The sequence below is a fragment of the Streptomyces sp. NBC_01707 genome (assembly GCF_041438805.1).
GTDB lineage: Bacteria > Actinomycetota > Actinomycetes > Streptomycetales > Streptomycetaceae > Streptomyces.
Genome location: NZ_CP109190.1, coordinates 4,798,900 through 4,811,571, shown reverse-complemented (window position 1 = coordinate 4,811,571; position 12,672 = coordinate 4,798,900). Strand labels below are relative to the sequence as shown.

The 12,672-nt window shown below is 70.3% G+C and carries 15 protein-coding genes; 3 read left to right on the top strand and 12 right to left on the bottom strand.

Annotated features, from left to right (window positions below; all coding sequences use genetic code 11):
- Positions 1–49: 49 nt before the first annotated feature.
- The 9 genes from OG963_RS21655 to OG963_RS21615 form a co-directional block, all read right to left on the bottom strand.
- Positions 50–382, bottom strand: coding sequence for a hypothetical protein (locus tag OG963_RS21655; protein ID WP_093779629.1), 333 nt, complete (start codon positions 380–382; stop codon positions 50–52).
- 192 nt (positions 383–574) lie between these two features.
- Positions 575–976 carry a hypothetical protein gene (locus OG963_RS21650; protein WP_093931618.1) on the bottom strand — a complete coding sequence of 134 codons (402 nt, stop codon included), beginning with the start codon at positions 974–976 and terminating at the stop codon, positions 575–577.
- 34 nt (positions 977–1,010) lie between these two features.
- Positions 1,011–1,409, bottom strand: a complete 399-nt coding sequence (locus OG963_RS21645) for a hypothetical protein (RefSeq protein WP_093779751.1) — start codon at positions 1,407–1,409, stop codon at positions 1,011–1,013.
- A 14-nt stretch (positions 1,410–1,423) separates the two neighbouring features.
- The gene (locus tag OG963_RS21640; protein ID WP_371799340.1) at positions 1,424–4,081 is read right to left on the bottom strand and encodes an ADP-ribosyltransferase; all 2,658 of its coding nucleotides are present in this window, start codon (positions 4,079–4,081) and stop codon (positions 1,424–1,426) included.
- A complete protein-coding gene (locus OG963_RS21635) occupies positions 4,078–4,470 on the bottom strand; it encodes a DUF6507 family protein (protein WP_267003505.1) in 393 nt (130 codons plus the stop codon). Before OG963_RS21635 ends, OG963_RS21640 begins: the two co-directional genes overlap by 4 nt.
- A gap of 86 nt (positions 4,471–4,556) precedes the next feature.
- Positions 4,557–4,868 carry a pore-forming ESAT-6 family protein gene (locus tag OG963_RS21630; protein WP_267003503.1) on the bottom strand — a complete coding sequence of 104 codons (312 nt, stop codon included), beginning with the start codon at positions 4,866–4,868 and terminating at the stop codon, positions 4,557–4,559.
- Positions 4,869–4,890: 22 nt separating this feature from the next.
- Entirely contained in the window at positions 4,891–5,223 is a 333-nt protein-coding gene (locus OG963_RS21625; protein WP_093779629.1) for a hypothetical protein, read from the bottom strand.
- Between the two features lie 201 nt (positions 5,224–5,424).
- Positions 5,425–6,825 (bottom strand): FAD-dependent oxidoreductase, encoded by a 1,401-nt coding sequence (locus tag OG963_RS21620; RefSeq protein ID WP_313938509.1) that lies wholly within the window; start codon positions 6,823–6,825, stop codon positions 5,425–5,427.
- A gap of 83 nt (positions 6,826–6,908) precedes the next feature.
- Positions 6,909–7,571 carry a rhomboid-like protein gene (locus tag OG963_RS21615; protein ID WP_030933159.1) on the bottom strand — a complete coding sequence of 221 codons (663 nt, stop codon included), beginning with the start codon at positions 7,569–7,571 and terminating at the stop codon, positions 6,909–6,911.
- A gap of 9 nt (positions 7,572–7,580) precedes the next feature.
- Here OG963_RS21615 and OG963_RS21610 point away from each other — a divergent pair, with 9 nt between their 5' ends.
- Both OG963_RS21610 and OG963_RS21605 read left to right on the top strand, forming a co-directional pair.
- On the top strand, positions 7,581–8,519 hold the full coding sequence (locus tag OG963_RS21610) for an aminoglycoside phosphotransferase family protein (RefSeq protein WP_371799339.1): 939 nt from the start codon (positions 7,581–7,583) through the stop codon (positions 8,517–8,519).
- A gap of 55 nt (positions 8,520–8,574) precedes the next feature.
- Positions 8,575–9,048, top strand: a complete 474-nt coding sequence (locus OG963_RS21605) for a GNAT family N-acetyltransferase (RefSeq protein WP_030933154.1) — start codon at positions 8,575–8,577, stop codon at positions 9,046–9,048.
- A gap of 17 nt (positions 9,049–9,065) precedes the next feature.
- On the opposite strand, the gene OG963_RS21600 is transcribed toward OG963_RS21605, so the two are convergent.
- Both OG963_RS21600 and OG963_RS21595 read right to left on the bottom strand, forming a co-directional pair.
- Positions 9,066–10,067: a zinc-binding dehydrogenase gene (locus OG963_RS21600; protein ID WP_093779619.1), complete on the bottom strand. Its 1,002-nt coding sequence runs from the start codon at positions 10,065–10,067 to the stop codon at positions 9,066–9,068.
- 46 nt (positions 10,068–10,113) lie between these two features.
- Positions 10,114–11,313, bottom strand: a complete 1,200-nt coding sequence (locus OG963_RS21595) for an NAD(P)-binding protein (RefSeq protein WP_371799338.1) — start codon at positions 11,311–11,313, stop codon at positions 10,114–10,116.
- Between the two features lie 101 nt (positions 11,314–11,414).
- On the opposite strand from OG963_RS21595, the gene OG963_RS21590 reads away from it, so the two are divergent.
- Positions 11,415–12,116 (top strand): pentapeptide repeat-containing protein, encoded by a 702-nt coding sequence (locus OG963_RS21590; RefSeq protein ID WP_093779640.1) that lies wholly within the window; start codon positions 11,415–11,417, stop codon positions 12,114–12,116.
- A gap of 28 nt (positions 12,117–12,144) precedes the next feature.
- On the opposite strand, the gene OG963_RS21585 is transcribed toward OG963_RS21590, so the two are convergent.
- Complete coding sequence (locus OG963_RS21585) at positions 12,145–12,642, bottom strand: hypothetical protein (protein WP_030933146.1); 498 nt, start codon at positions 12,640–12,642, stop codon at positions 12,145–12,147.
- Positions 12,643–12,672: the final 30 nt, after the last annotated feature.

Genomic DNA, 12,672 nt, shown 5'->3' with positions numbered 1-12,672 from the left:
TCCCCGTGAAATCCGTGAAATCTGTGGAATCCATGAAACCGAGAGACGGTCAGCGTCCGCCGAAGCGGGCCGCGTCGAAGTTTGCCGCGCCCATCTGCTGACGCGCGTTGTCACCCTGCTCCTGGTCACCCGAGCCGAACGCCTGCTCCATGCCCGACTGACCACCCAGCAGCGCCGACAGCGAACCGTTCAACGCCGCCGTGATCTCGTCCGACCGGTTCTTGAACGAATCGAACGCCACCCGCCCCGCACCGTTGAACTTCCCCTCCAACGGCGCCGCCGCCTGCACCAACTGACGGATCAACGAGCCCAAGTCATCACTCGAGCCACGCGACTTCGACGTCAGACTCGACAGAACCTGCGCCCCCATGTCGAACTTCATGTGCTTCCCCCTGCCAAGCTAAATGATCTGATACGACAATATCCTTGCTGCTGCGGCTCATCGGTTCAACCAGCGGCCCCCCGCTGTGACCAACACATGACAGAGCCGGCCGACATCGAACGAACACGCCTTCGGCCGCGCAGGGCGGTGGGTGCGATCGCTTGGGCCGTGGATCCGCGGGAGCCAAGGGCCTCAGGTCGGGTTGGCCAGTCTCCTGACCGCGTCGGCGTTCGGTGCCTCGGTCAAGGACCCGGGCACGACGTGGCTGCTCTTCGTGGGATCCGACTCCTGAATCATCTCTGCCAGGGCTGCGGTGGGCACAATGCCGCGGGCCTTCGCGTCGTGGAGTCTTCTGGCCCATCTGGCGCCCTTGTTGAATGCCTCGTCGCCGCCCGCCCTGCGGACCACCCACCCGGCGGCGTCGTCCTCGTCGTTCGCCCAGACATAGCCGATCACGGCACCGTCTCTGTCCGCGACGGTGAGGTGGTGAACGGGCTTCTGGGACAGGTGGCTGTAGCGCGGTGGTCCGCCGGGCGCCGCGTTGAACAGCAGATCCTCGTTCAAGCGCGGGTTGGGTCGCTGTACCTCGGTCACTCGGCCGTGCTCCGTCACTTCTCGATGGGGGTGGTCAGCCCTTGTTCGCCAGTTCCTTGAGTTCATCGAGAGTCGTGGATTCGGCCAGCGAGCCGGGCACGACGCGGCTTCCCTGGATGTCGCTCGTGTCCCGGATCAGCTCGGTGAGCAGGGCGGTGGGGGCGATCTCGCGCGCCTTCGCGTCCCGCAGCTTCCGAAGCCATGCGGCGCCGGCATTGATCTCGGCTGCGCCCAGCCCCGGCGGCGCCACCCAGCCGGCCGCTTCGCCCTCGTCGTTGGCCCAGACATATCCGATCACCACGCCGTTGTCGGCGGCCACCCGCACGTACTGCACAGGCCCCTGTGCGACACGGTTGTAGCGGGGCGGCCCGGCGATGCGCTTGAACTGCATGTCTTCTTCGAAGCGCGGATTGGGTCGGTTTTCGCTGGTCATGAACTCTTCCTCTGTCACTTCGGCAGGATTTCGCCGTAGACCTGGGCTTTACCGGCCTCGTCCACGAAGACTCGGGTCACCCGGTACTCCGAGCCGCGCCCGAGCAGGATCTCACGCTCCTCCACGCCGTACTTGCTGACCTTCTCCAGCCAGAGCGCGGGCGTGCCCTTCGGTACGCGGAGGTGGAGGATCGCCTCCTTGCCCGCGAAGCTGGGGACTGGGTGGTTTCCGAGCGACGTGGAGAGGTAGCCCTCATCGCCGTAGGTGCCGCCCATCATTTCCAGCGGCGAGTCGAGGTCGAGGTGCCCGATGCCCGTGCCGCGCACGACCATGACGTCTTCCGGGACAGGCCGAGTCGACATGACCCGGTCCATCTCGCTGATGTCGTGCAGGACCTCGGGTCGGGGGCCGTAGTAGGGGTCCCCTCGCAGGTAGCCGTTCATGTCCTTGTACGAGGGGAACGTGTCCCCCGTGTAGTCCCGGAGCGCCTGCTTCGCGGACGGGTCCAGGTCGTGCACGTAGTCGTTCCAGTAGTCCCGGCCGTAGTCGATCGCTGCCCAGTCGTCGGCGAACGGGACTGTTCCGTCTGCCAGTTCGGCGGCGGCGACCTGGTGCTTCTCGGCGGTGGTCAGATTGTCGAAGTCGGCTTCCGACATGTGCGGGGTGTACTTGAAGTCGTCCGCCGCGCCGGCGACATCCGTCCCGTCCACACCATGGTGGCCGGCCGTCGCCGTGTCGTCCGCGCCGTGCAGTGCGTCTCCGGTTGCGCCGTGCGGGTCGACATGTCCGCCGGTGTCACCGGCGTGCGCCGCATCGTCGGCGTGTGCGGCCGCGTCGTCGGCGTGCCCGCCGGGGTGTGAGGCGTCGTGCCCGTGCGTACCCGGTGCGTCGTGCCCGTGCGTGGTCGGTATGTCGTGCCCCGGGCCGTGCGGGCCCGTGGTCGGGACGTCGTGCCCCGCAGTCGTCGGGAAGTGCTCCCCGGGAATGTGCGCTGCCGGACCGCCGGGTATGTGGCTTGCTGGACCTCCGGGTACGTGGCCCGCGGCGTCGAACGCCGCCGGGGCAGGGCCGAACGAGCCGCTCGGGACGTGGCCTGCCGGTGTGCCCGGTATGTGACCCGCAGGGCCGCCCGGTACGTGGCCCGCCGGGTCGAAGGCCGCCGGGGCGGGGCCGAAGGAACCGTTCGGTACGTGCGACGCCGGGCTCCCCGGTACGTGGCCCGCCGGGTCGAAGGCCGCCGGGGCGGGGCCGAAGGAACCGTTCGGTACGTGGGTTGCCGGAGCGCCGGGCACATGGCTGCCCGCGCCGGCCGGCACGTTGTCGAAGCCGCCACCCGTGTGCGGCACATCCGGGATGCCGCTTCCGGCATGGACTCCGGGCACCGACGTGGGCTGGATCTGCCAGGAGGTGGGCAGCGACGTCCCGGGCACCGTGGCGTGCGGGATGGAGGGAGTGTCGAGCGCGCCGGTCGGCGAGATGAGGTTGCCGTTGGGGTCCAGCACATGTCCGTCGGGCAACTGGAACGAGCCGTCGGGCAGCTTCGGGATCTCGACGTTGCCGATTCCTTTGAGGCCTTTGGTGATGTCGCCGATTTTGGAGAGGCCTGCGCCTGCGCCTTTGGCGATGTAGGTCATGGGGTCGATGACCTTGCCGGCTTTGCCTGCGACGGAGAGGACCTTGGCGACGGCGCCGGCTTTGCCGGCGCCGGAGACGCCGGCGCCTGCGCCGCCGGTGAAGACGGTGGTCAGGACGTTGAAGGTGACGGCTCCGGCGGCGCGTCCGGGGTTCTTGCCCCATTCGTCCCAGGCGACGAGTGCTTTGCCGGTTTCCTTCATCGCGGTGCGTGAGTCACGCAGCCAGGAGGGGAGTTTGTCGTCCGGGAGGGTCCAGAACAGGGCGCCGGCGCCGGGGATCGCGGTGATCGCGAGGCCGGTGGCGAGTTGGGCGAGGCCTTTCCAGGCCTGTCCCATGGCGTCCCAGCCGCCGAACCCGACGAGGGTGCCCAGGCCCTTGATGGTGCCCCAGATCCCGTCGACGATCAGTCCGTCCCAGACGAACGATTTGACCCAGTGGCCGACTTCCCAGACGTGGTGTTTCTCCTCGACGGGGTCGCCCCAGGGGAGTTTCGCGTTCTTGAGGTCGTCGGCGTTGAATCCGTACTGGTCTTTGCGGTCGGATCCGTCGCCGGCGACCATCTGGGTCCCGCCGAACAGGGCGGTGATCTTGTTGTGGCAGGTGCGTTCGGCGGCCCAGAACGCGGCGACGGTCGCGGTGACGTCGTCGCGGAGCTGGTTGTGCTCGTCGACCTTGTCCTCGTCGTACTCCCAGTCGTCATCGCCCTTGTTCGCGTTGACGAACGTCGTCGCATCCGTTTTGAGCTGTGCGAGCTTCGTGACCAGCGGGCGGACTTCGGTGGCGTAGTCCGACAGAGCGGTGGAGACCTTTTCCAGGTCGTCGGCGAAGCCGTCGGCCCGGTCCTGGACCGGCTTCGTCGACGCGAACAGCTTCTCCGCCTCGGGGGCCTGATAGTAGGCGGACAGGCCCTGGAACTGGGTATGGACGTCGGACCCGGTGCCGCGGATGTGCCCGGCATCGGTTTTCAGGCTGCCGTAGTCCTTCTCCAGCTGCCCCAGGTCACCGGTGAACTGCGGTATCGCTTCCGGCTTGATCACTTGGTCTGCACCCCGGGCTTCGTCAGATCCAGATCCGGGATACCCAGGGCCTTGCGCTGTGACTCGGCGGCCATCTCCAGGTCACCGTTCAAGTACGCGGTCGTCGCGTCCACCGCACCGGTCAACGACTTCCCGGCCCGGGCGGCGATGAACTTCAGGTCCGTCGTGGCGTGTTCGGCGTACTGCGACAGGGCGAGAGCGACCAGACCGCCACCGGCCTTCTCCCCGCCCTCACCACCGTCCTCCGCGGTGATCGTGCCCGCACTCGTCGCCGCCGACGTCAGATGCGTGCCGTACGACTTCGCGTACGTCTCGATCTTCCCCGCCGTCTCACCCGTCGTCTTCAGCACACCCTGAATACCCTGCGGCTTCAGATCCCACCCGGTCATGCCCTACCCCATGCTCCCCGTCACCGACCGGCGCCCAACCGCACCCAGGTCAGCCGATGTTGTCCACCGCTGCTTCCGCCCGCGTGTCAGCCGATGTTGTCGACGGCTGCCTTCGCGCGCGTGATCGTGTGCTGCGCCGTCCCGTCGTTCTTCTCCAGCGTCGTCTTCAGCAGCTGGATGATGCTCTTGACCTCCTGCGAGGCCCGGTTCCACCGCATTTCCTTGCCGTGGTACTCATCCGCCACACCGTCCGCGGTGAAGTCGGCCATCGCGGCCTTCACCTGGCCGTCACGCGCCGCGATCACTTCCTCCAGACGCGCGATCACGACCTGGATGTTGCCCTGCGCATCCGCCGACGCACCCGTGTCATACGCCCGACGATCACTGCCACCAGCCATCAGAAACCCCAACCCCTACTGCTCAGCGTCCGCCGAAGCGGGCCGCGTCGAAGTTCGCCGCGCCCATCTGCTGACGCGCGTTGTCACCCTGCTCCTGGTCACCCGAGCCGAACGCCTGCTCCATGCCCGACTGACCGCCCAGCAGCGCCGACAGCGAACCGTTCAACGCCGCCGTGATCTCGTCCGACCGGTTCTTGAACGAATCGAACGCCACCCGCCCCGCACCGTTGAACTTCCCCTCCAACGGCGCTGCCGCCTGCACCAGCTGACGGATCAACGAGCCCAAGTCATCACTCGAACCACGCGACTTCGACGTCAGACTCGACAGAACCTGCGCCCCCATGTCGAACTTCATTCGCTTCCCCCTGCCAAGCCGAGTGATCCCATAGGAGGCCATCCTTGCGAACCCGGCGCGCCCGTTCAACCGGCGATCCCGGCCACGACCGACGCATGACGAGGCCGCGCGTGATCAAAGGCGTGTGAAGCGGATATTCAGGCCATCGCGAGTTCGCGGGTTCGCGGGATCTTCAGGAGATCTTCGCGGGATCTCCGTCGGTCAGTGACGCCCCGCCAGCCGGTCCGCCGCCTTGGCGATGGGGTCGGTGCCGGGGCGCGGGGAGGTGAGTTCCCGGCGGTCCGCGGCGCGGTAGGCGGCGTACATGCCGTGGACGCCGATCCAGCGGAAGGGCTCCGGTTCCCACCGGCGGACCTTGTGGTCGACCCAGGGGAGGGTGGTCAGGTCGGTGGGGCCCGACTGGCCGGAGTCCTGCTGGATCAGGTCGCGCAGGGTGCGGGCGGCGAGGTTCGTGGTGGCGACGCCGGAGCCGACGTAGCCGCCGGCCCAGCCCAGACCGGTGGAGCGGTCGAGAGTGACGGTGGCGCACCAGTCGCGGGGGACGCCGAGGACGCCGGACCAGGCGTGGTCGATGCGGACGCCCGCCGTGGTGGGGAAGAAGCGGACCAGGATGTCGCGGAGCGCCTCGATGGTGGCGGGCTGGGTGCGGCCGTCGTTGTCGGTGGCGGAGCCGTAGCGGTAGGGGACGCCGCGGCCGCCGAGTGCGATGCGGTCGTCGGCGGTGCGCTGGGCGTACATGTAGGCGTGGGCCATGTCGCCGAGGGTCTCGCGGCCGTCCCAGCCGATGGTGTCCCAGATCTCCTTGGGGAGCGGCTCGGTGGCGATCATCGAGGAGTTCATCGGGAGCCAGGTGCGCCGCTGGCCCTTGAGTCCCGAGGTGAAGCCTTCGGTGCAGCGCAGGATGTACGGGGCGCGGACGGTGCCGTACGGGGTGTGGGCGTGCTTGGGCTTGATCTCTGTGACGGGGGTCGATTCGTGGATGGTGACGCCGAGCGCTTCGACGGCGTCGGCGAGGCCCTTGACGAGTTTGACCGGGTGCAGGCGGGCGCCGTGCGGGGTCCAGGTGGAGCCGACGGCTCCGGTGACGCGGATGCGTTCGGCGGTCTCGCGGGCGCCGCGCAGGACACGGTCGGTCTCGCCGAAGGCGATCTCCACGGAGTGGAAGTCCTTGAGGCGGGCCAGCTGGGCGGGGGTGTACGCGACTTCGAGGACGCCGCCCTGGTGGATGTCGGCGTCGATGTTCTCCTCGGCGGCGACGCGTACGACTTCGTCGACGGTGTCGTTCATCGCCTTCTGGAGGCGGACCGCGGCGTCGTGGCCGTGGAGTTTCGCGTAGCGGTCGCGGCCCGCGATGCCGTTGTAGAGCCAGCCGCCGTTGCGCCCGGAAGCGCCGTATCCGCAGAACTTGGCTTCCAGGACGGTGATGTTGAGGAAGGGGACGGCCTTCTTGAGGTAGTAGGCGGTCCACAGGCCGGTGTATCCGCCGCCGACGATGCAGACGTCGGCCGTGCTGTCGCCGGGCAGGGGTTCGCGGGCTGTGGGGGTGCCCTGATCCGCGTACCAGAACGATATTCCGCCGTTGACCGTGCTGACGGTGCTCATGTTGCCCCTGCTTGTCCGGTGTGAAGCCGAGTCTGTGTGAAGCCCGGGGACGTGTGAAGCCCGAGTTCCTGTGTGGCGGGACGTTACTGGGCGGGGGGCGGTTTCGTCGTCCCCCGGGTGAGCGGGTAGCAGGCGAGACCGATGAGTGCGGCGGTGAAGTGACCGAGGTCGGTGAAGGTGCGGCCGGTGATCAGGGGGACGCCGTAGACGACGAGTACGGCGAAGAGGTACACCAGCCGCCAGGGGCGGGGGACGTGGTACGTGAGGACGGCGACCACACCCGCGAGTGCGTAACTGACCCCGACATCAAGGGTGTTGACCGCGGACACGGGTGCCTGACCGTGGCGGACGGCCCAGGCGAGGACGCCCTCGCTGACGAGCGTGGCCAGGACGTGCGCGAGCGCGGCGACCGCGAACCACCGCAGCGTGCCGAGCCAGCGCTCGGCTGGGGCGTGGAAGACCGTGAAGAGGAAGGCGTACGTGAGCCAGTGGCCGCCCTCGATCCAGAAGGCGCTGGAGATGAGGACGCGTACCGGGTCGCGGACGAGTTCGTGGATGTTGGTCGAGCGCTGGCGCAGGAAGTCCTCTTCGAAGTCGGGGGACATCTGGTGTACGACGAAGGTCGTGGCGAAGAGGATCGTCAGCCAGATGTAGGTGCCGGGGGCGCTGCGGATCCAGGCGCCGACGGCGCGGACGGTTCGCGCAGCGGCCGGGGGTGCGGGTGGGGAGGGGCTGCTCGGGGCCATAGTCGATTGATGCACGGTCCTACGATCGGGTGCGTGATTGACATTCCGGACGCGCTGATCGCCACCCAGTCCAAGTACAACGGGGAGGCCGGGCGGGCGTTCGTGGCCGCGCTGCCGGGGCTCGCGGGGCGGTTCCTCGGGGAGTGGGGGCTGCGGCGGGACGGGGCCGCGCTGTACGGGGTGTGCGCGCTGGTGCTGCCGGTGGTGCGTGCGTCGGACGGTCGGCGGGCGGCGCTGAAGCTTCAGGCGCAGGACGAGGAGACGGCGGGGGAGCCGGTCGCGCTGCGGGTCTGGGGCGAGGCGGGTGCGGGAGCGGTGGGGCTGCTCGACCATGACCCCGGGACCGGCACGATGCTGCTGGAACGGCTGGACGAGCGGCGGCCGCTGTCGGTGGTGGCCGATGAACGGGCGGCGGTCGAGGTGCTCGCAGGGCTGCTGGCCCGGCTGACGTCCGTGCCTGCGCCGGACGGACTGCGCCGGCTCGGGGATGCCGCGGAGCGGATGCTGGACGGGGTGGCGCGGGCGGTGGAGGGGCTGGCGGAAGCGGAGGAGCGGCGGCTGCTGCGGGACTGCGCCGCGGCGGTACGGGAGGTGGCGGGCGAACCGGGGGACCGGCTGCTCCACTGGGACCTGCACTACGACAACATCCTGGCCGGCCGGGCCGACGAGGGCCGGGCGCACGAGTGGATCGCGCTGGACCCGAAGCCGCTGGCCGGGGACCCCGGGTTCGATCTGATGCCCGCCCTGGCCAACCGGTTCGACGCGTCGGCGGTGCGGTGGCGGTTCGATCTGATGACGGAGGTGCTGGGGCTGGACCGGGAGCGGGCGCGGGCCTGGACCCTGGGGCGGGCGTTGCAGAACGGCCTCTGGGGTGTGGCGGAGGGCGAGCACCGGCTGCCGCCGGACCAGGTGGAGATCGTCCGGCAGCTGCTGGGGCGCGGGGAGTGAGCGAGGAGGAGGGGCGAGCGGCGGCACGGGGCGGGCGCGTGTCTACGCTGCCCTCATGATTCGTACCGCTACCGCTGCCGATGTTCCTGTCATTCACGCGATGGTCCGCGAGCTCGCCGACTACGAGAAGGCGCTCCACGAGGCGAACGCCACCGAGGAGCAGCTGCGCGAGGCACTCTTCGGTGAGCGGCCCGCAGCGTACGCGCACATCGCCGAGTCCGACGAGGACGGTGAGATCGTCGGTTTCGCGCTGTGGTTCCTGAACTTCTCGACGTGGCGCGGGGTGCACGGCATCTACCTGGAGGACCTGTACGTACGTCCGGACCGGCGCGGTGGCGGGCACGGGAAGGCACTGCTGACGGAGCTGGCGCGGATCTGTGTGGAGCGTGGTTACGAGCGTCTGGAGTGGTCGGTGCTGGACTGGAACGCCCCGTCCATCGCCTTCTACGAGTCGCTGGGTGCGCGGCCGCAGGACGAGTGGACGGTGTACCGGCTGACGGACGGGGCGCTGGCGGAACTCGGCGGCTGACCTCTGCCGGACACCTCCTACGGCACGAGGACGACCTTGCCCATCGTGCCGCGTGTCTCCAGGGCGCGGTGGGCGGCGGCCGCCGCGGCGAGGGGGAAGCGCTGGACGGCAGGGCGCAGCCGCCCCGCGGCGGCTTCGGTGAGCGCGCGTTCTTCGAGGACGCGCAGACCGCCCGCCTTCTGCATCATCGCCGGTCCGAGGACGCTCCGGGATGTGATGCCGCGCTCGGCGAGTTCCTCGTCGGTGAAGGTGAGCGGGGAGCCGTTGTGGAGTCCTTCGCCGGACCAGCCGAAGACGATGTGCTGCCCGCCCTTGCCGAGGAGGTCGACGGCCGCACGGCCGGTGGCACCGCCCACGGAGTCGTAGACGACGGTGGCGCGGCGGCCGAGGCCGTCCAGGTGGGCGCGGACCTGCCGGGGCCAGTCGGGGAGGGTGTAGTCGACGGCGAGGTCGGCGCCGTTGGCCCGGACCGCGGCGGTCTTGGCGGGACCGCCGGCCAGGCCCAGGACGGTCGCCCCGGCGTTCTTGGCGTACTGCACGAGCAGGGTGCCGATGCCGCCCGCGGCGGCCGGGACCAGGGCGATGGAGTCGGGGCCGAGATCCGTGAACTGCAGGATGCCGAGTGTGGTGCGGCCGGTGCCGATCATGGCGACGGCTTCGGCTTCGTCGAGGGCGGGCGGGATCCGGTGGAGCCTGTCGGCGTCGGTGACGGCGAGTTCGGCGTAACCGCCGGGGGCCGTGCCGAGATGGGCGACGACGCGCTTGCCGAGCAGAGCGGGGTCGGTGGACTCGCCGAGCATGTCGACCGTGCCGGCGACTTCCCGGCCGGGGACGGTGGGCAGCTCGGCGGGGGCCGGGAAGGGGCCCGTCAAGCCCTCGCGCAGGGCGGTGTCCAGGAGGTGCACACCCGCCGCGGCGACGGCGACACGGACCTGACCGGGGCCGGGCACGGGGTCGTCGGTCGTCTCGTACGTGAGGTTCTCGGCGGGGCCGAAGGTGTGGAGGCGGACGGCGTGCATGGCGGGCTCCCCGGGTCGACTGGCTCTCGGAGCCCACCCTCCGACCTCAACTCCGCTCGAGGTCAAGCGGCCGACGGTTCGGCCGTGGCTGCTCGCTCGCTCCGAGCGCGAGCACGACAGCCTCCATTCCGCTGTTGAACGACACCTCACTGAGCAGTCCGGGCGCGGCGACCTGGTCGCCCGCGAGGTAGATGCCGTTGCCGCGGTCGATGGCCGGCCGGTCCCGCCAGGTGGTACCGGGGTGGTCGACCGCGCCCGTACGGCCGGCGGCGAGGGCCTCGCGCCGCCACTCGACGCGGTCGCGCCAGCCCGGGAAGCCGAGGTCGAGGAGGTCTTCGGCCCGGGCGATGCCGGCCGCCTTCGACTCGCCGGGGGCGACGGGGATCTGGCCCTGGACGAGCTGCCGGCCCGCCGGGGCGAGGGTGCGGTCCTGGGCGGTGAAGCGTTCTGTCCAGCCGGGGGCGTCCAGGTCGGAGACGGCGAACGCGTCGCCGCGCCGGGTACGCAGCCCCAGGTCGATCAGGGCGCTCCTGCCGCTGGCCCACGTCAGGGTGGGGTCGCGCAGCAGGCTGCGGGCGGCGTCGAGGGAGGTGGCGACGACGACCGGGCCGCTGCGGGCCAGGCCGTCGAGGTCGCCCGGGTCGATCCGGGTCGCCGTCTCGATCCGGACGCTCAGGTTCCAGGCGCGCGCCGCCATCCGGTCGATGACCTGCGCCCAGCCGCCGACCGGGTAGCGGGCCTCGGGCGGCAGTGCCGCGGCGCGGCGCAGCCGCTCCTGGACGAACGCGGCGGAGAGCGAACCGGGGTCGTGGTGGTACAGCGCGACAGCGGCGAAATGCGCGGCCGTGCGGGCGCCCTCCTCGCCGACCTGAGCGGTGGCCCAGGTGCGGAAATCTGCGTCGACGGGGGCGTGTTCGGCCCGGCGGCGGGTCAGCCGGAGGAGGGCGAGGGGCGGGGTCCTGCGCAGGGTGCCGTCCAGCCGGAAGCGGAGTCTGCCGGCCTGGCGCAGCGGCACGGTGACGGTCGGGCCGAGGAGACCCCGCTGCGCGAGCCAGGTCCAGTGCGGTCCGCGGCGGTAGAGGGCGTGGGGTCCGTCATTGGTGAGATACGGGCCTTCGGCGGTCCTGGCGCGGCCGCCGAGGGTGTGGTGGGCCTCGTGGACGGTCACCAGGGCACCGGACTCGGCGGCCGTGATCGCTGCGGTGAACCCGGCGAGGCCGCCGCCGATGATGTGGATGCGCTGCATGAGTTCCGGTCCCTTCGGTCGAGGAAGGCGTCATGAAGGGGACGGCCGGAAACGCCGATGTGTGACATCGGCGCGGCGCGTTGTCGGTGGCGTGGGTCACGATGGGGCCCATGGCACGTAACAGCAGGAACGACGGCGCGGGTGGGAAGGGCGTCGTGGTGGCGGCGCGGCGGCCGGAGGTGCGGCTGCCGCCGCTCGTCCCCTACGACGGGGAGGGACTGGAGCCGGACGGCGACTACGACGGTGTGCGCTTCGAGGGGGTCGATCTCGCGGACGGGTCGGGGCCGGGCGCGCGGTTCATGGACTGCGCGCTGGAGAAGTGCGGTCTCGACCGTACGGAGCTGGTCAGGGCCCGCTTCATCGACTCGGTGCTGACGGGGGTGCGGGGTGTCGGCACCGACCTCGCGGGGGCGTCGCTGCGCGATGTGGAGGTGGTGGACGCTCGGCTGGGCGGGGTGCAGCTGCACGGTGCGGTGCTGGAGCGGGTGCATGTGCGCGGCGGGAAGATCGACTACCTGAATCTGCGGAAGGCGCGGCTGACGGACGTGGTCTTCGAGGGCTGCGTGCTGTCCGAGCCGGACTTCGGGGACGCGCAGCTGGTGCGGGTGGAGTTCCGGGACTGCGTGCTGAAGCGGGCCGACTTCAGCTCCGCGCGGATGGACGCGGTGGATCTGCGGACGGCCGCCGAGCTGGACATCGCGCGGGGGGTGGAGCGGCTGGCGGGGGCGGTGATCAGCCCGCTGCAGCTGATGGAGCTGGCGCCGGCCTTCGCGGCACAGATCGGGGTGCGGGTGGAGGCGTAGAGGGTTGCTAACGGTCCTTCCGGGCAGGTCAGACGCGGGGGAAGCGCGCCTGGAGGTCCCAGATCACGGGGTTGTCGGCGAGCCCCTCGTGCATGTCGGCGAGGTCCGCGATCAGGTCGTGCAGGAAGTCGCGGGCCTCGCGGCGCAGGAGGGAGTGGCCGAAGGTGAGCGGGGGCTCGTCGCCGGGCATCCAGTCGGCCTCGACGTCGACCCAGCCGAAGCGGCGCTCGAAGAGCATCCGGTCGGACGATTCGGTGAAGTCGAGCTCGGCGAACTGGCGCCGGTGCGAGCGGCTGCCGCGGGGGTCCTGGTCGATCTGCTCGACGATGTCGCAGAGCGCCCAGGCGAAGTCGAGCACGGGAACCCATCCCCAGGCTGTGGATACTTCGCGGTCCGCCTTGGTGTCCGCGAGGTAGACGTCCCCGGAGAAGAGATCGTGCCGCAGGGCGTGGACGTCCGCGCGGCGGTAGTCGGTCTGCGGGGGATCGGGGAAGCGTCGGGAGAGGGAGTAGCCGATGTCGAGCACAGTTCGATGGTGTCATGCCCGGGGGTGCGC

Bases quoted from the DNA above. Each gene is read 5' to 3' on its own strand.
- OG963_RS21605 (WP_030933154.1), top strand. From the start codon at position 8,575: ATGATTCGTACCGCTACCGCTGCCGATGTTCCTGTCATTCACGCGATG.
- OG963_RS21625 (WP_093779629.1), bottom strand. From the start codon at position 5,223: ATGAAGTTCGACATGGGGGCGCAGGTTCTGTCGAGTCTGACGTCGAAG.
- OG963_RS21635 (WP_267003505.1), bottom strand. From the start codon at position 4,470: ATGACCGGGTGGGATCTGAAGCCGCAGGGTATTCAGGGTGTGCTGAAG.
- OG963_RS21590 (WP_093779640.1), top strand. From the start codon at position 11,415: ATGGGGCCCATGGCACGTAACAGCAGGAACGACGGCGCGGGTGGGAAG.
- OG963_RS21595 (WP_371799338.1), bottom strand. From the start codon at position 11,313: ATGCAGCGCATCCACATCATCGGCGGCGGCCTCGCCGGGTTCACCGCA.
- OG963_RS21620 (WP_313938509.1), bottom strand. From the start codon at position 6,825: ATGAGCACCGTCAGCACGGTCAACGGCGGAATATCGTTCTGGTACGCG.
- OG963_RS21655 (WP_093779629.1), bottom strand. From the start codon at position 382: ATGAAGTTCGACATGGGGGCGCAGGTTCTGTCGAGTCTGACGTCGAAG.
- OG963_RS21615 (WP_030933159.1), bottom strand. From the start codon at position 7,571: ATGGCCCCGAGCAGCCCCTCCCCACCCGCACCCCCGGCCGCTGCGCGA.
- OG963_RS21645 (WP_093779751.1), bottom strand. From the start codon at position 1,409: ATGACCAGCGAAAACCGACCCAATCCGCGCTTCGAAGAAGACATGCAG.
- OG963_RS21610 (WP_371799339.1), top strand. From the start codon at position 7,581: ATGCACGGTCCTACGATCGGGTGCGTGATTGACATTCCGGACGCGCTG.
- OG963_RS21600 (WP_093779619.1), bottom strand. From the start codon at position 10,067: ATGCACGCCGTCCGCCTCCACACCTTCGGCCCCGCCGAGAACCTCACG.
- OG963_RS21630 (WP_267003503.1), bottom strand. From the start codon at position 4,868: ATGGCTGGTGGCAGTGATCGTCGGGCGTATGACACGGGTGCGTCGGCG.